Below are 16,576 nucleotides of genomic sequence, written 5' to 3'. Positions count from 1 at the left end.
AGGGCGGTGTCGTCGTTTTACACAAACCCTCAACGGCGTGGTGACCCGCGACATATTCTTCCAGACGTTTTCTTAAAATCACCGGCTTTGCACTTGGTGCAAACTTGCACCGAGTGTACTGTTGCACTCTGTGCAAGAAGAAATGTCATTACGCGAGCAGAAGCGCCTCAAGACGCGCCTGCGAATCGAGGACGCCGCCACCCACTTGGTGGATGAGCGTGGATTCGCCGACGTCACTGTTGAGGAGATTTGCGAGGCAGCCGGTATTTCTCGGCGCACCTTTTTCAACTATTTCGATTCCAAAGATTCTGCCGTCCTCGGCAACCCAAGCCAGGAGTTCTCGGAGGACCAAAAAAGCTATTTCCTTGAGACTCCTACGGACAGCGTTTTCAAGCTGGCGGTCGATCTCATTAAAGAACATCTCATTGGTCAACATTCCTCAGATGACATCGCTGAGCGACGCCGCCGGATTTCCCGCGACGCTGACGCGGCAGCGGCGTCGCTAAGCCGCAAACGCGCAAAGTCCAACGAGATTCTTGAGCTTCTTTCCCAAAGACTCGAGAAAGAACCCTCCCTGCGGCGCATGCCCTCCGTGTCACCTCAAACGGAGGCCATCCTTATCGCTGCTGCCATTCGGGAGGCTTTCTGGATTGCCACCTCCTCCCCTGATTTCAGCTGCGCTATTCCCTTTGAGCAACGCTTTGATTCGGCACTCACACTTATTAACGATTATTCGAAAGGACTGACATGGTAGATACCGCGACTGAGTCGACCACTCAGGCCGACAACGGCAAGCCGGATAACAACCTTGCCCTCGTTTTCTCCGCCCTCGTGCTCACCATGCTGATGAGCTCCTTGGGCCAGATGATCTTCTCCTCCGCGCTTCCCACCATCGTGGGTGAGCTCGGCGGCGTTGACCACATGAGCTGGGTCATCTCTGCCTTCCTTGTCACCATGACCATTGCTATGCCCATTTCCGGCAAGCTCGGTGACATGATGGGCCGCAAGTGGCTCTACATCGGCGGTATCGCCACGTTCGTTGTCGGTTCCACTCTGGGTGGCTTCGCGCACAGCATGAATCTGCTCATCATTGGCCGCGCAGTTCAGGGCTTTGGCGCTGGTTTCATGATGATTTCCTCCCAGTCCATCATTGCTGAGGTCACTTCGGCCCGTGAGCGCGGCAAATTCATGGGCATTATGGGCGGCGTGTTCGGCCTTTCCTCTGTTCTCGGCCCCGTCTTGGGCGGTTGGTTCACCGACGGCCCAGGCTGGCGTTGGGGCATGTGGATGAACATTCCGCTGGGCCTGCTCGCCATCACGGTCTGCACCTTGGTGCTCAACCTTCGCGTGGGCGATACAGATCTGCGCAAATTTGATGCCCTCGGCGCGACCTTCATCGCTATCACCACAGCCTCCCTCATCCTCATGACCACGTGGGGCGGCACCCAATACGAGTGGTCGGACCCGATCATCCTTGTGCTTGCTGCCATCGTCGTCGTAGGTGCCATTATCTCCTTCATCGTTGAGAGCAAGGCCAAGGAGCCGCTCATTCCGGTTCACCTATTCAAGAACCGCAACATGGTCCTCACCACTGCCGCAGGCATGGTCCTGGGCCTGGCAATGTTCGGCGTTCTGGGTTATATGCCAACCTATCTGCAGATGGTCCACACCCTGACCCCAACCAAGGCTGGTCTCATGATGATCCCGATGATGCTCGGCTTGATCGTCACGTCAACCGCCATCGGTTTCATCATTGCCCGCACCGGCCACTACAAGCACTACCCCATCATCGGTCTCGCCATCACCGCCGGCGCTCTGTTCTGGATGTCCAAGCTCACCGTCGATACTTCCCTTGTACAACTCGGCGCGGAGTTCCTCGTCTTCGGCATCGGTTTGGGCTTTGTCATGCAGGTGCTTGTCCTCATCGTGCAGAACTCCTTCCCCGTTGCGCTGGTGGGCACCGCGACCGCGGCCAACAACTTCTTCCGTCAGATTGGTTCCGCCATTGGTGCATCCCTGGTAGGTTCCCTTTTCATCCACAACATGCGCGATGAGATGGCCGCCAACATGCCAGGGGCTATTGCCTCCATGGGCAAGGCCGGAGCTCCGTTTGCGGAAAAGTTCGGTGCTAGCGGAGGCTCCTCTAACCTGACACCATCCATGGTGGCAGAGCTTCCTGACCCGATTAAGGATGTCATCCTCAACGCCTACAACGATGGCCTTACCCCCGTCATCCTGCTCATGGTGCCGATGGCTATCGTCGCCCTCCTGCTCATCCTTCCGGTGCGTGAGGAGCACCTCAAGGAGACCATCTCCTAACGAGTCCCTCCCTACAAAGAAATCCTCGCTACACCTTCATGTAGCGAGGATTTATCATGTCGAGGGTTAGCGCAGGATTCCCAGCTGACGAGCCACCTGGGTCGCTACACCGATAAGTGCGAGCACACCAGAAATGATGCCGACAATGGTTCCAGCATCCATGCCGCCGGAGCTCAAGTCCCCGCCTAGGGACTTCTTGCGCACGGTCACCGTCTTGGTCACCTGGTTGTCCGACACCTGTGGCTGTCCATTGCGCAGTTCATACGTATTAAGCGTGATGGTTGCGGTACCCTCCGACTTGGCCTCATAGGTACCGTCTTCGTTAACATCGAGGACATCCGGATCACTGGAGCTTGGCGACGCCGCCGGGATCCCCAGCTTTGCTCCCCGGGAACCATCGATACTCAATCCCACACTGCCTGTGCTGCCGACGCTGGTGCCACCGGTAGTGATGAGATCAGGGTTCCTCACCGCGTCCTCTGGCACAGCGATAGGGAACGCATGGCGGCCCGACGCTAGGCGCTCGGGTTCAAATGGTGTGTCTTTGGCCGAATAGAGGCCCGCCGTGGCTTTCCCTACCTCGGCTTGGGCAAAATACACGAACTCAGGGTTGAGAATGGAATGAAGATGCCCATTATCCATTGACCACACGCCGTTTGCGCGAACGAGCTTCTCCCACTCACTGAGGCCTCCCTTTCGATCCGTGGACCAAGCGGACACTGCGCCGTCCATTTTCGCGCCGCTCAGGTTTTCGGCCGCATTAAGACTGTCCAAGACTTCTGGTTTTTTAGCGCCAACGGCTCGTTGGTGATCAAACAGGAAATTACACTCTGCAGCACGCTGCAGCGCGGCATGCTCGAGACCGCGATCCCATGCAATGCCATTCGCGTATTCCTCACGAGTGTTGAACCCGTTGGCACGCGCTGCTTGCTGCAGCGTACCGCCATTGAAAGGAAGATTCGCATCCCATGCCTTACCGCGGAGCTCACGCATCTGGCGAGTCACCAGATCAATCTCAGACTGCATGACGGGATCAGCAAAGGCATAGGCAAGAGCACCGTCGGGATGGTTGACGTCGAGCTCAGCTACCGGAACCGAGCCTGCAGAGGGAAAAGTTGCAGCCGCGGCGACGGGTGCAGCGAAAGCACCGGCCGTCACGGCTGCGGCGGTAGTAAGGGCAAGGACAGAAGTGCGGAAGGACATGGTTCACCCACGAAGGATAGAGAATAGATACATCCTCTACCCTAACGGCACCTATGCCTAGTTGGTGGAAGTATTGGCCTTCTTCTCCTCCGGCTTCGGCAAGAGCAACTCATACACATCGGTATCACGCCACTGGCCAGCGAGTTCACCGTAGGTCATCTTCGCCATGTGGGAGTAGGTGCCAACCTTAACGAAGCCACGGGACTTGTGGAGGCCTGCGGACCCTGCATTCTCCGGGAAAATCCATGAGTGAATGGCCCACTTGTGCAAGTCTCGGCACACCTCAATGAGGCGATCCAGCAGCGCGCCGCCAATGCCACGGCCTTGGGCCTCAGAGCTGAGATAAATGGAGTCTTCGACCACACCGTGGAACACGGTACGGGAGGATGCTGGCGCAGCACAGACCCAGCCAAGAACCTTCGAGTCATCATCCGCCTCAACAGCAACGAAGACTGACGGCATGATTTTGACGTTCTTAAATTCCTCGAAGGTCAACGATCGGGTCTCGTAAGTGGCGTGACCGGTGTTGAGGCCCTGCTCGTAGATCTCACGCATCTGCGGGTAGTCCGCTGCAGTGAAGGGGCGGATGCGGAAATCCTTCTTCTTGTCGTTCGCGTTTTCGCTCATGATCACAATTATTACTGACCTAGGGTCATCTATGCCAAGTTAGGGGCACGACGATCGCCATGTGCGAACGCGCTAATTCTCACCTTCGAGCAGATCGGTGACGAGCTCCGCAATTGCCGAGCGCTCCGAACGCTGCAGGGTGACGTGAGCAAACAATTCGTGACCCTTGAGCTTCTCAATAACCGCTTGGACGCCGTCGTGGCGGCCAACGCGAAGATTGTCGCGTTGCGCCACATCGTGGGTTAGTACCACACGCGAGCCGCGCCCCAGTCGGGACAGAACAGTGAGCAGCACGTTGCGCTCAAGGGACTGGGCCTCATCGACGATGACAAAAGAATCGTGGAGGCTGCGCCCACGAATGTGGGTAAGCGGGAGGACCTCCAGCAGGCCGCGATCCTGCACCTCATCCATGACATTTTCGGACACAAGGCCTTCGAGCGTGTCATACACAGCCTGTGCCCACGGGTTCATCTTTTCGCTCTCAGAGCCCGGAAGGTAGCCCAGGGACTGGCCACCCACCGCATACATCGGACGGAAGACCACGATACGGCGGTGCTCACCGCGCTCAAGAACGGCTTCGAGGCCTGCACAGAGGGCCAGCGCGGATTTACCAGTACCAGCGCGACCACCGATGGACATGATGCCTACGGAAGGATCTAGCAGCAGCTCTAGTGCCACGCGCTGCTCGGCTGAGCGGCCCTGGAGACCAAAGACGTTGGCATCGCCACGCACAAGGCGCACGGCGCCTTCCGGAGTTACACGACCAAGCGCTGACTGCGCACCGGCTTGAAGTGTGACTCCACAATGCACAGGCAGATCCTCGACGCGAGTGCCAGTGGTGGTCACGGAGCCATCGATAAGCACCTCGCCTTCGCTGTACAACTCGTCAATGACTTCCGCGGCGGTGTGAATAGTAGCCATACCCGTGTAACCGGTGAGAACGACATCCTGGGCGTGGTATTCATCAGCCTGGAGGCCTACCGCACCGGCCTTCACGCGCAGAGGCACATCCTTGGTCACGAGGACAGTGTCCTTGCCCTCATGCTGGAGGTTGAGCGCGCAGGCCAGAATGCGGTGGTCCCCCTCAGGGCCGCGGAAAGCCGCCGGCAGCAGCGATTGATCCTGGTGGTTGAGTTCCACGCGCAGCGTGCCGCCCTCCGCGTTCACCGGAACTGGATGGTCCAATGCCTCATAGGTGCCGCGAAGATCCTCCAAAAAGCGAAGAGCTTGGCGGGCAAACCAGCCAAGCTCTGGGTGATGACGTTTTCCTTCCAACTCAGAAATCACAACGATGGGCAGCACCACATCGTGCTCGGCGAACTTGCGCAACGCCCAGGGATCGGAGAGAAGGACGGAGGTATCGATGACGTAGGTCTTGGTAGCCACGGCGGCCTCGTTCGGCTGCTCGGTGAGGACGGAAGGATTGGTCATAACGGCAGGGTTCTCCCTTGTGACGCCGCCCCAACTCATCGACCTGGGACGGCGTTGTGAAGCTGGTGATTTTCGAACTATCCAGGAAGCCTGTGGGAGCCTCCGGACACTCCCCAAGCTAGAGGCCGAAGGTTGAAATTACATGGGTGCAAGATGAACAGTATTAAAACGACAATCCCCGGCGCCACACCTTTCCCACGAGTCAACGTGGGGGGGCATGGCGCTGGGGAAAGCTAGTAAGAACGAGGAAAAGTCTTACTTAATGAATTTACTTGATGGTGGCCTCGTACTTGCCAGACTCACCCTTCATCCAGGAAATGGTGCCGTTGGTGAACTCCTGGATCCAGCCGTTACCCTCGGCCTTCTCCGGGCCAGTCGGCAGCCCGACCTCGCTGTCCACGCCGCCCTCTGCAGCCCAGGTCTCAGCAATCTTACCGATAACCGGCTGTGCACCAGCTTCCTCGCTGAAGGCGAGCAGCTTGTCCTTAGCGAAGGTAGCGACGTTGCCATCAGCGGAGGTCTCGATGGACTCCGGGTCGCCCCACTCGGCAGCCTTGTCCTTAATAGCCTTGGCAAAGTCGGAAGCAACCTGAACCTCACCGTTGGCGGTCTCGACGCCTTCCATGCCGCCCTCGGAGTCAGAGGACTCGGAAGCGTCTGCGGAGTTGGAGGAATCAGCAGAAGCGGAGGAATCTGCAGAAGTAGAAGCGTCTGCGTCCTCGGAGCCCTCAGCACCCTCGGAAGCCTCAGCCTCGTCGGAACCGTTGACAGAGTCCTTAGCCTCGTTTACTGCGGAACCAGCAGTATCGGTAGCGTCGGCAGCGGCGGACTGTGCAGCGTCGCCAGCGTCCTTAGCGGCATCCTCAGCATCGGAGCAGGCTACAACACCCAGAGACAGGGTGGCAGCGGCGAAACCAGCAGCGAAACGACGGGTCATCTTCTTCATTGTTTATTCCTTTCTCAGTAACTTTCGTTGAGAACGGAGTCCACCGTAGATATCCAAATCTTTTTTGGCCACTATGCGACCCTGTGATTTGACAACAAAAGGGACACCTTAACGGCGTTTGCGCTGATGAGAGGCCCTATATCTTTTCGATAACGGTTTTGAATGTGAGGTTCCTTGTGACTTTCTGCGCGCCTGCTTGGCCTTAGCTTTGTCTCGTGCGCTGCGCTTGTGCGCGCTATTGCGAGAGGTATTCCGCGTCCGCCCTTTGGCCACGCCGACGAAGTCCTGAATCTCATCGCAGTCATCTTCTTTGCGCCAGACCAGCGCGATCTCAGTCAGAGGAATGGTGGAGTCCGAAAACCCAAGGGCTACTACTTGTTTCTTGCTCAGCACTTTAAGAAGCGGACGTGGCGCAATGGCCACACCCACGTTAGCGGCGACGACCTGGAGGGCGGTGCGGACGGAGGGGACGTCGACAAGCGCGTCGGCTCCAATTTTGTAATTAAGAATCTCGTCGGCGATATCCTCCGCGGTGAGCTCCTCCCCCACCTCCGCATAGACAGAGTCCTTGGGCACGGCGATGCCGAGCGCTTCCTCATAAAGTCGCACGACATGGAAGCCGTCATTAATGCGCGAGTCCGGTAAGCGAGTCAGCGCCAGATCGGCCGCGCCTGCCAACAACGCCGCCATCGAATCGTCTGCATCAAACGTCACCAGAGACTCTGGCGAATGCGAATCGCGGTAGCGGTGGAACCATTTGCCAGGTTCGGTACCAGTGGAAAAGACAAGGCGCAGCATGCACCTCATCCTACGGTGCTGCTACCGTGGTGACCGTGACTGATACCCCTAATATTGATAATGCGACCGAACCTTCCGGCACCGCCATGCGCGCGCAGACCGCCGCAAAGAAGCTGGGCATTTTCCTTCCCGCTACCCCGGAAGAGTTTCAGGCTAACGCTGTAACCCACGCGCAGCTGCGAGATCTCCAGGAGAACCCGCCCGAGTGGCTGGCCACCTTGCGTCGTGAGGGTCCGCACCCACGCCCCGTCGTGGCGCAAAAGTTGGGCATCTCCGTGACCGCTCTGAAAAAGAACGATATGGACCGCCCGCTGACCACCGCAGAGATCAAAGAACTCCTCGGCGCAATGCCCGAGTGGCTTGAAGCCGCTCGTAAAGCCCACGCCGAGGAGCGCTCGGAGAATGACAGCGAAGCCTAAACCAGCTTCCACTCCTCAAGGCCGTCATACAGCGGGAAGTCCGCGGCGACCTTCTCAACGCGGGCGCGCAGCTTGGCGACGTCCGCGTTCTTACCGTTAGCCAGTGCTGTACCGATTACGTCGGCGACCTCAGTGAACGCGGCGGCATCCAGGCCGCGGGTAGCCAGGGCCGGAGTACCGATGCGCAGGCCCGAGGTGACCATCGGCGGACGCGGGTCATTCGGCACTGCGTTGCGGTTGACGGTGATGCCGACCTCGTGGAGGAGGTCCTCTGCCTGCTGGCCGTCAAGCTCAGAGTTGCGCAGGTCAACGAGGACGAGGTGTACATCGGTGCCGCCGGTGAGCACGTCCACGCCAGCCTTGGTGCAATCCTCAGCGGTGAGGCGCTCAGCAAGAATCCGTGCACCTTCGAGGGTGCGTTCCTGGCGCTCCTTGAACTCCTCGGTAGCAGCAATCTTCAGCGCGATAGCCTTCGCTGCCACAACGTGCATGAGCGGACCGCCCTGCTGGCCTGGGAAGACGTTGGAGTTGATCTTCTTCGCGAAATCCTGCTTGGCCAAGATGAGGCCGGAACGCGGGCCGCCTAAGGTCTTGTGCACGGTGGAGGACACAACGTCGGAATGCGGGACTGGGGACGGGTGCAAGCCCGCAGCGACGAGTCCGGCAAAGTGTGCCATGTCCGTCCACAGGTAGGCCCCCACCTCATCGGCGATGGACCGGAAAGCCTCGAAATCGATGGTGCGCGGGTAAGCTGACCAGCCGGCGATGATGACCTGCGGCTTCTCAGCCAGGGCCTGCTCACGGACCTTGTCCATGTCCAGACGCATGGTCTCCGGATCCACCTCGTAAGCTGCAACCTCGTAAAGTTTGCCGGAGAAGTTGAGCTTCATACCGTGGGTAAGGTGTCCGCCGTGGGCAAGGGACAGGCCCATGATCTTGTCGCCCGGATTGATCAAGGAACCGAGAACAGCGGCGTTGGCCTGGGCTCCGGAGTGCGGCTGAACGTTAGCGAATTCAGCGCCGAAAAGGGACTTAGCGCGGTCCCGGGCCAGGTCTTCGACGATGTCCACGTGCTCGCAGCCACCGTAGTAGCGACGGCCCGGGTAGCCCTCTGCGTACTTGTTGGTGAGGACGGAGCCCTGCGCCTGCAACACCGCGCGCGGGACGAAGTTCTCGGAAGCGATCATCTCGAGGGTGCCGCGCTGGCGTGCAATCTCACCGTTGATGGCGTCAAAGACCTCGGGGTCGAGCTCGCGCATCTCTTGGTAGCGCAGGTCAGCAGAATTCGGAGTGGTCATGGAAACGTAAAGTCCCTTCTTAAAGATGGTCCTGAGAAACATCGCCGAAGCTTGTCCTACATCCTAATGCCCGCCTCCCCCGCGCGGGGGACTTTTCATTCGCACCAATTTGCACACCCGGGATACGCGAGTGGAACAATGGTCGGCATGGCGCGAATGACCGATGCGAGCCCGTACCTCGATTTTGACCGCGATACGTGGCGCGCCCTGCGAAAATCCATGCCGCAGGTGTTGACGGAAACTGAGGTAGAGAAGCTACGCGGCATCGGTGACCGCATCGACCTCACGGAGGTGGCCGAGGTTTATCTGCCCCTGTCTCGTCTCATCCACATGCAGGTCAAGGCCCGCCAGGAGCTCACTGCCGCTACCGAAGGCTTCTTAGGCAATCCGCCCACGCACGTACCCTTCGTCATCGCGGTGGCCGGTTCTGTCGCTGTAGGTAAGTCCACGACGGCGCGTCTTCTCCAAGTCTTGCTGCAGCGTTGGGACTCCCACCCCAAGGTGGATCTCGTCACCACGGATGGCTTCCTCTACCCCACTGCTTATCTCAAAGAGCACGGTCTGATGCAGCGCAAAGGATATCCGGAATCCTATGATCGACGGGCGCTGATGCGTTTTGTCACCGATGTGAAGTCCGGCAAGCCTCTGGTGAAAGCACCGCTGTACTCGCACGTGTCCTATGACATCGTTCCGGATGAGTATCAAGAGGTTCATCAGCCGGACATCCTCATTCTTGAAGGACTTAACGTGTTGCAGACCGGGCCAACACTCATGGTCTCCGATCTCTTTGACTTTTCTGTCTACGTTGACGCCCGCGTCGACGATATTGAGCACTGGTACATTGAGCGCTTCCTCAAGCTCCGCCATACCGCCTTCCGCGAGCCCGGCGCACACTTCGCGTCTTTCGCCGACATGACAGATGACGAAGCTTATAAGCAGGCACGTGAAATTTGGCAGTCCATTAACCTGCCCAACCTCATTGAAAACATCCTGCCCACCCGCGTACGTGCGTCGCTTGTGCTATGCAAGGGTTCCCACCACTTGGTGGACCGGGTGCGAATGCGAAAGCTTTAGCGTCCGAAGCGGCGCGAGCGCTGCGAATAATCGCGTAGGGCGCGCAGGAAATCGACGCGCCTGAAGGCAGGCCAGTACGTATCAGTGAACCAGATTTCGGAGTAGGCAGCCTGCCACAACAGGAAGCCTGATAGGCGCTGCTCACCGGACGTGCGAATCACCAGATCCGGATCTGGCAGCCCCTTGGTGTAGAGGTTCCCGGTAATGGCCTCCGCGGTCACCGTATCCGCAATTTCCTCCGCGCTCAGCCCCTTCTGGGCTTCGCTGCGGATGAGGTTTTGGACGGCGTCGACAATCTCCTGACGCCCGCCGTAGCCCACGGCGATGTTAACGATGACGCCCTTATGGTCCTCCGTAGCCTCAGCGGCGCAGCGCATCTTCTCGGTGACCTTCTCGGGGAGCAGATCTAGGTGGCCTACGAGGCGAATCTGGCAGTCCAGGTCTCCCTGGGATAGGTGAGTAACCACATCAGAGATAATGTCGAAAAGCAGCTGCACTTCCTGCTGGCTACGCTTCAGGTTCTCGGTGGAGAGCAAGTAAATGGTAACGACTTCGATGTCGGTGCCGTGGCACCACGAAATCATCTCACTAATCTTTCGCGCGCCTTGCCTGTGGCCGTGACTAATGTCCGTGAAGCCGGCCTCGCGCGCCCACCGGCGGTTACCATCCGCCATGATGGCTACGTGGCGCGGTTGCGGCTTGCCCTTAATCTCGCGCGTCAGGCGCGCCTCGTAGAGAGGGTAAAGCGCTTGGTTAAGGATATTCACGGTCTCGCCCTCCGCTTTAGAAGATGGACTTCTTACTGGTATCGAGGATGCCGGCTTCCTTCATGGCGGCATCAACAGCCTCGTCATCGAAGGGATCAATGCCGTGGTCCTGTGCAAACATGGTGCGACGGCGGAAGCGCGAATAGCGGCGGTGGAAGTTCCAACCAGCAAACAGTACTGCCACGCCCATAAGTGCAAGGATGAGCAGACCGATGGGCGAGGCCTTACCAAACTCCGGGCCCACAGGCCCGCTCTGTGCTCCCTGGGCGAGCAGGGCGACGTCGTGTGCCGCGAAGTACAAAGCGTTCATGCTTTAAGACTCCCCTACTTCCGGGATTCCCGCAAATAAATCATTTTCGGGCAGCTCTGTGGACACACGCGTCTTAGCCAGCTCGAATTCCTCCGTGGGCCAGTACTGTTGCTGAATATCGACAGGAGTGGCCAGGAAGGCTCCTGCAGGATCGATCTGGGTGGCGTGAGCACGCAATGCATCCTCACGGTTCTGGAAATAATCGGCGCACTCCACCTGCGTGGTGACGCGCGCCATGATGTCACCGAAGGTGGTGTCCCACCGCGCGAGCATCGGCTCATAAGGGCTGGTCTTGCCTTCCTCAATGAGGAGGTCATGGAAGATCTTCATGCGCTGGTACACAAACCCGTGGCTGTAGTAGAGCTTCTTGGGCTCCCACGGCTGGCCGAGTTCGGGGTGGTAGGTCTCATCCCCAGCCTTGTCCCACGCGATGATGGAGGAGCGGTACACCATGAGGTGATCCGGGTGCGGGTAGCCACCGTTCTCGTCATAGGTGATGATGACCTGGGGCTTGAACTCGCGAATAATCTCCACGAGTTCCTGGGCCACCTCATCATCCTCCTTGAGCGCGAAGCAGCCCTCCGGGAGCATCTTCTTGATGTTGGGGTCCAGCGGATTGCCCGGAAGACCGGAATCGACGTGGCCAAGCCAGCGGTGCTGAATACCTAACGCCGCGGCCGCCTCAGCCATCTCCTCTCGGCGAATGCTCCCGATGTTTTCCAGCACGCCAGGGCGATCCATCGCTGGGTTAATGATGTCTCCGCGCTCACCACCAGTACAGGTGACCACGAGGACCTCTGCACCTTCTGCCGCATATTTTGCGGTAGCGGCGGCGCCCTTCGACGATTCATCGTCCGGGTGCGCGTGAATAGCTAGCAGGCGCTTAGTGCTCACTGGGTGATACATCTCCCTCAATATTCGTCTTAAACAAGGGCCTAGTCTAGTGGATAGTTTGTTATTGACGAAGGTTGGTTAGAATCAGACTCATGTCTTCTGCCGGTTCTGCTCGCCCTGCCTCCCGTTCCCAATCCCGCTACGGTTCCGCACCAAAGAACAAGGGCTCGTGGACAAACCGAGCACTCGTCCTCATTTTTGCAGCGACGTTTATCGCTCTCATCGTCTTCGGCATACGGTATTTCCAGACACAGCAGAAGGTCAACGCACACATTTCCTATGTTTCGCACGAAATCATCTCTGACGATACCGCCCGCGTCTGGGTTGATATCACCCGTAACCGCGTTGAAGAACCTGCCTACTGCATTGTCCAGGCCTTCGATTACTCCAAGGCTGAAGTCGGCCGCCGCGAAATAGCGGTCCCTGCCGGCGGTGACGACGCACAGCGCATCGCTATCGATATCCCCACAAACCATCGCGCCGTCGCCGGTGGCGCCTACGGCTGCTCCGGCAATATTCCTTCGTACTTGGACATCGATTCGATGGACAACGTCACTTTCGAGGGTGCGGCAACCCATAGCTAAAAGCCCAGCTATGCTAGTATGTTGAGCGTTCTGAATGGGCTGCACCACCTGCGCTTTTGCGCCCATTCGTTGAAAAAATTACCCGTAGACGGAAGGTTGCACCATGGCTGAGCAGCAGAAGCAGTATATTACCCCGGAAACCAAGGCCAAGCTCGAGGCCGAGCTGCAGGCCCTCATCGACCACCGCCCGGTCGTCGCCGCTGAAATTAACGAGCGTCGCGAGGAGGGCGACCTCAAGGAGAACGCCGGCTACGACGCCGCGCGTGAGATGCAGGACCAGGAAGAGGCCCGCATTAAGCAGATCTCCGAGGTTCTGGCTAACTCCACCACCGAGCGTGCCGCTATGCAGGAGGGCGTTGCTGACATCGGCTCCGTTGTCCACGTCTACTACAACGGCGACGAAGAGGACCGCGAGACCTTCCTCATCGGTACCCGCGCCGCCGCTTCCGACAACAAGGATCTGGAGACCTACTCCGAGCAGTCCCCGCTGGGTGCTGCACTGCTTGGCGCGTCTGAAGGCGAGACCCGCGAGTACACCGCACCGAATGGCAAGACCATTTCAGTGACCGTGGTTTCTGCTGCACCGTATGATTCTGCAAAGGCCGCCACGCCACGCCAGTCCTAATTTATACTGCTCTACGTCACTGTATTTCTGAGAAAGAGTTACACCCATGAAGAAGTTCACTCGTTTCGCTGCCGCTGGTATGGCCGTAGCTGCTGGTCTTACTCTCGCTGCTTGCCACCCGCCGAGCCAGCAGGATTCCTCCGAGAAGGTTGAAACCGCCGCTACCTTCGAGGGCGAGGCTCCGGGCGCCGGTGCTTCCGAGGCCGTCGCTACTGAGACTGTCACGGAAACCGCCACGGAAACTGCGTACTAAACGCACTACCCAAGCGGCACCACATTCAGCGTGGTGCCGCTTTGTGCGTTTTAGTTTTCTTCGCGTGCCCAATCCCCGATCACACCAGGAAGAACCGCAGGCGATTCGCCGAGAAGGTCGCGCTTGTTGGGGTCGCGTTCGACCTGCGTGGTTACGGATTTAATCCGCTTCTCACCCTCGCCTCCGCGTGCTGTACCGCCCATCATCGGCATCATGCGCATCCCCGCTGTGCCCTTAGTAGCTCCTGTCCCCGGCTTTGCGGCGGAATGCACAGCACCTGTACCGTTTCCCGTTGCACCACCAATGGGTGCCGCGACGGATCCGCCGGCACCGCCTGCGCTTGACGACGCCCTCCCGTCCCTCACCCCACCATTCGCCGACGCCCCCGGCAATCCACCAATCACAGGGTGCGTTCCCGTCTGGGCCGTCGACACCGAAGCTGGTCCGCCGCCCAGGCCCGCCGCCGAGGTCAGTGGGTTCTCTGGGATGCGACCAAGGCCCCGAGTGATTCCTTTCGGCGCTCCACCGACCATCGATCCCGCAGAGGATCCCGCCGTATTAGTATTCGCTCCTGGCACCCCGAAGGCACCGATGCCGTGGGGTCCTGAACCCACACCGCCACCCAGAGCAGTGCCCAACCCAGAGGGAATCGTCTGCCCCATACCCGCGTAGGCTGTACCCATGGGGTTGACGGATCCAACCCCTGCGGAAGCCGCTGAGGTGCCCATCTGGGAGGCATCGATAGGCGCAAGCGCGTCTCCGAATCCCAGCTCGCTCAGAATGCTTCGCCCCCGGTTTCGCAAATCCGCTTGGAACTTCGCAACGTCCGCCGCATCCATGCCCAGCTCTGTAAGGCCCTGCATCTCTCCGTTCGCGACATCGAAGGAGCCCGGCCCCATCTTGCCGCTCTCAACAGCCTCAGTGATCTGCTTGGGCCAGGTAACACCTTCGGTGTTGTACTGCGTGCCATCACCGGCTACCGCGTCAAACTCCGTGCTCACGTCACCACCACCGCTGGGTGGGGCCGCATCCATCAGCGCATGTTGGTAGGGCATCGCTGCGACAACGCCTTCCTGCAGAAGCCCCTGCATGTAACGCAACGCTGCCGCTTCGGCAGCCTCGCGCATGGTCGGCTCCGGTATAGCCATGACCTCAAAAGCTAGGGCTACGGCCTCCGCTTGGGTGCTTATAATCCGGGCCTGGAACCCGGAAAGTTTCTGTTGCATCACCGCAGAGTTCGCAATGAAATGCGTCCCAGCCTGAGCGACCTCACGAATCTTTGCCGCCGCCTGCGTTGTCGCCTCACTGTCATTCTCGGTTTCGAGAGACAATGCAGACTCGTGCAGTCCCCCGACGATGTCACCGACCTCACGGCTTAGAGCATTCCAGCGAGCCTTCGCTTCGGATACATCCCAGAACTTGGTCGTAAACAAATCTGACGCAAGCCCCAAAATCGAAGCACCCGGATCCACAATCGGCATGGTGAACCCAAATGGGCTATACCCCGGATCCGGCTGGTCCACGATAGGCATCGCCTCTGCCCCACCGCCGCCACCAGCATCGGCCACATCGAGCCCCCGACTATTGAGCTCATCCTGCGATTCGAAGCCAGCTAGCTCAGATTGGAGTGTGTCCCCAAGCCACGCAACCTGGCTTCGGAACCCCTCCAGCGAGTTTCGTGCAGATCCCGGATCCGTCGCCAGAACCCGCTGATGAATCGCGCCGACCTCGCTCAACCCCGTTACCGGAGAGAAGCCGCCGTCAAGGGGGCTGTGGGCGTTCGCCCTGACTAGAGCCAAGCTTCGATCCAAATTGTGGATCGACTCAACCTGCTGGTTCAGATTTTCCTGATTAACTAACATGATTTCACCCCGAGTCCCCACCATCTTAAATGAAGGAACTGATAAGCCTTTCCGCATTCCTGCAATTCTCTGAATTTGATACACCTTGTGAAATGTCGGTCCATGAAACTGAGAAGGTACCCCCAACCGTTTCTATGTATCCCGTACATGTAGCTGCGACAACGAGCGATTCCTCAACCAGATAGATTAAATCTGCATACTCACCGACCCCCGGACTTCCGTAGGGAAAAGCAGTCTTAACTTCTGCCAGAGCATAATCCCTAGACTCAAGTGTTATATTTGCGCTGTTGCCATCGCTCCGTTCTAGAACAAAGCGGCACGACCTAAATCCAGATTCACGCTTATCGTCACCAATAGCTTCTAGACCTAGGCCCGCCAAGAACTTTTTCCGATTGCTTTCGCATGGATCGAAGACTTGAAAATTCGAACTTGCCCGTTCAAACGGTCCCAAATCCGGGAGAAACCTTTGATTTCGATTTCCTGCTCCGTCGGCAACACCAGCACCCCCAACCCCCGTGGCGGTGACATCAGCGACCCCCGAGACCGCTGAGCCACCGCCACTCTTAATGTCAGAGAAATCTCGGGAAACCCCCGCATTTTCACCATGAGTGCACTCACCTAGCTCCAATGAGCAGCTCGTTAGCACCCCTAGACAAGCCGCCATCAGCGCAAGGCCCCCGATTCGCTTCATGGTTTTCCTTTGACCAATCTCTCTGACTGTTCGAAACCGCCTTCCGGAGAAGAACTCCATCCAGTGGCTTCGAAAACAAGAATGCACCAGAATTCCTCATCTGTCTCGTCAGAATGAAGGAAATTCTAAGCTCTTTTTCTAGAAATCACACATATCAAAGAATACTGCTAGAAATTTTGCAAATAGCTGCTGGTTATGAACTGTGAAGAAACTGGGCTTATCACCGGCAAGCTCAGCCAAGACTGCCGAAAATAAAATCAACGGGGGTAACCTAATTACAGGGCTGTAAGCAGGTCAAAGACGCTTTAACAGCATAAGTTCAACGGGCAGCTCCGCCGGGAACCGCGATCATCCGATTCCTTTGCGGCCCTACACAAATCGTCTGAACCTGAAAACTCAGACCGCCCAGTATCTAAGCACCTTTACCAGTAATCCTGAGTACAAACTTAAGCGGCCCTTCCGGTTTTAGAGTGCG

17 protein-coding genes are annotated in these 16,576 nt (G+C 58.2%); 7 read left to right on the top strand and 10 right to left on the bottom strand.

The window, feature by feature from the left end; all coding sequences use genetic code 11:
• Positions 1-142 precede the first annotated feature (142 nt).
• Together HMPREF3149_RS05340 and HMPREF3149_RS05335 are read left to right on the top strand one after the other, a co-directional pair.
• Positions 143-754, top strand: coding sequence for a TetR family transcriptional regulator (locus HMPREF3149_RS05340; RefSeq protein WP_210385411.1), 612 nt, complete (start codon positions 143-145; stop codon positions 752-754).
• Positions 748-2,319 (top strand): MDR family MFS transporter, encoded by a 1,572-nt coding sequence (locus HMPREF3149_RS05335; protein ID WP_070537019.1) that lies wholly within the window; start codon positions 748-750, stop codon positions 2,317-2,319. Before HMPREF3149_RS05340 ends, HMPREF3149_RS05335 begins: the two co-directional genes overlap by 7 nt.
• A 66-nt stretch (positions 2,320-2,385) precedes the next feature.
• Here HMPREF3149_RS05335 and HMPREF3149_RS05330 read toward each other — a convergent pair whose 3' ends face one another.
• The 5 genes from HMPREF3149_RS05330 to HMPREF3149_RS05310 form a co-directional block, all read right to left on the bottom strand.
• Positions 2,386-3,522: a hypothetical protein gene (locus HMPREF3149_RS05330; RefSeq protein ID WP_070537018.1), complete on the bottom strand. Its 1,137-nt coding sequence runs from the start codon at positions 3,520-3,522 to the stop codon at positions 2,386-2,388.
• A 57-nt stretch (positions 3,523-3,579) separates the two neighbouring features.
• Positions 3,580-4,149, bottom strand: coding sequence for a GNAT family N-acetyltransferase (locus tag HMPREF3149_RS05325; protein ID WP_042533174.1), 570 nt, complete (start codon positions 4,147-4,149; stop codon positions 3,580-3,582).
• A gap of 72 nt (positions 4,150-4,221) precedes the next feature.
• The gene (locus HMPREF3149_RS05320) at positions 4,222-5,580 is read right to left on the bottom strand and encodes a PhoH family protein (RefSeq protein WP_042530232.1); all 1,359 of its coding nucleotides are present in this window, start codon (positions 5,578-5,580) and stop codon (positions 4,222-4,224) included.
• 268 nt (positions 5,581-5,848) lie between these two features.
• Positions 5,849-6,526: an LGFP repeat-containing protein gene (locus HMPREF3149_RS05315; protein ID WP_070537017.1), complete on the bottom strand. Its 678-nt coding sequence runs from the start codon at positions 6,524-6,526 to the stop codon at positions 5,849-5,851.
• A 108-nt stretch (positions 6,527-6,634) separates the two neighbouring features.
• Positions 6,635-7,324 carry a LysR family transcriptional regulator substrate-binding protein gene (locus tag HMPREF3149_RS05310; RefSeq protein WP_070537016.1) on the bottom strand — a complete coding sequence of 230 codons (690 nt, stop codon included), beginning with the start codon at positions 7,322-7,324 and terminating at the stop codon, positions 6,635-6,637.
• 86 nt (positions 7,325-7,410) lie between these two features.
• On the opposite strand from HMPREF3149_RS05310, the gene HMPREF3149_RS05305 reads away from it, so the two are divergent.
• Positions 7,411-7,743 (top strand): DUF5997 family protein, encoded by a 333-nt coding sequence (locus tag HMPREF3149_RS05305; protein WP_141741459.1) that lies wholly within the window; start codon positions 7,411-7,413, stop codon positions 7,741-7,743.
• Here the strand turns inward: HMPREF3149_RS05305 and glyA are convergent.
• Positions 7,740-9,041, bottom strand: a complete 1,302-nt coding sequence (gene glyA, locus HMPREF3149_RS05300; protein WP_042530224.1) for a serine hydroxymethyltransferase — start codon at positions 9,039-9,041, stop codon at positions 7,740-7,742. The genes HMPREF3149_RS05305 and glyA overlap by 4 nt on opposite strands.
• Positions 9,042-9,188: 147 nt before the next feature.
• Between glyA and coaA the strand changes: the two genes are divergently transcribed.
• Complete coding sequence (gene coaA / locus HMPREF3149_RS05295) at positions 9,189-10,115, top strand: type I pantothenate kinase (RefSeq protein ID WP_070537120.1); 927 nt, start codon at positions 9,189-9,191, stop codon at positions 10,113-10,115.
• Here coaA and HMPREF3149_RS05290 read toward each other — a convergent pair.
• Genes HMPREF3149_RS05290 through mca form a run of 3 tightly spaced genes read right to left on the bottom strand, consistent with a single transcriptional unit; the run spans position 10,112 to position 12,086 of the window.
• Entirely contained in the window at positions 10,112-10,882 is a 771-nt protein-coding gene (locus tag HMPREF3149_RS05290) for an isoprenyl transferase (protein WP_042530221.1), read from the bottom strand. The two genes, coaA and HMPREF3149_RS05290, sit on opposite strands and share 4 nt — an antisense overlap.
• A gap of 16 nt (positions 10,883-10,898) precedes the next feature.
• On the bottom strand, positions 10,899-11,192 hold the full coding sequence (locus tag HMPREF3149_RS05285) for a hypothetical protein (RefSeq protein WP_042530219.1): 294 nt from the start codon (positions 11,190-11,192) through the stop codon (positions 10,899-10,901).
• 3 nt (positions 11,193-11,195) lie between these two features.
• A complete protein-coding gene (gene mca / locus HMPREF3149_RS05280) occupies positions 11,196-12,086 on the bottom strand; it encodes a mycothiol conjugate amidase Mca (protein ID WP_070537015.1) in 891 nt (296 codons plus the stop codon).
• Positions 12,087-12,178: 92 nt separating this feature from the next.
• Between mca and HMPREF3149_RS05275 the strand changes: the two genes are divergently transcribed.
• The 3 genes from HMPREF3149_RS05275 (at position 12,179) to HMPREF3149_RS05265 (ending at position 13,548) form a co-directional block, all read left to right on the top strand.
• Positions 12,179-12,670: a DUF4307 domain-containing protein gene (locus HMPREF3149_RS05275; protein WP_042530216.1), complete on the top strand. Its 492-nt coding sequence runs from the start codon at positions 12,179-12,181 to the stop codon at positions 12,668-12,670.
• 103 nt (positions 12,671-12,773) lie between these two features.
• A complete protein-coding gene (gene greA / locus HMPREF3149_RS05270; RefSeq protein ID WP_042530214.1) occupies positions 12,774-13,295 on the top strand; it encodes a transcription elongation factor GreA in 522 nt (173 codons plus the stop codon).
• 46 nt (positions 13,296-13,341) lie between these two features.
• Positions 13,342-13,548 carry a hypothetical protein gene (locus tag HMPREF3149_RS05265; RefSeq protein WP_070537014.1) on the top strand — a complete coding sequence of 69 codons (207 nt, stop codon included), beginning with the start codon at positions 13,342-13,344 and terminating at the stop codon, positions 13,546-13,548.
• Positions 13,549-13,598: 50 nt separating this feature from the next.
• Here the strand turns inward: HMPREF3149_RS05265 and HMPREF3149_RS05260 are convergent, their stop codons facing one another.
• Positions 13,599-15,347: a hypothetical protein gene (locus HMPREF3149_RS05260; RefSeq protein WP_371440955.1), complete on the bottom strand. Its 1,749-nt coding sequence runs from the start codon at positions 15,345-15,347 to the stop codon at positions 13,599-13,601.
• Positions 15,348-16,576 lie beyond the last annotated feature (1,229 nt).

The sequence above is a fragment of the Corynebacterium sp. HMSC05E07 genome, assembly GCF_001807225.1.
GTDB classification, from domain to species: domain Bacteria; phylum Actinomycetota; class Actinomycetes; order Mycobacteriales; family Mycobacteriaceae; genus Corynebacterium; species Corynebacterium singulare.
This window is presented reverse-complemented; position numbering and strand designations above follow the sequence as displayed.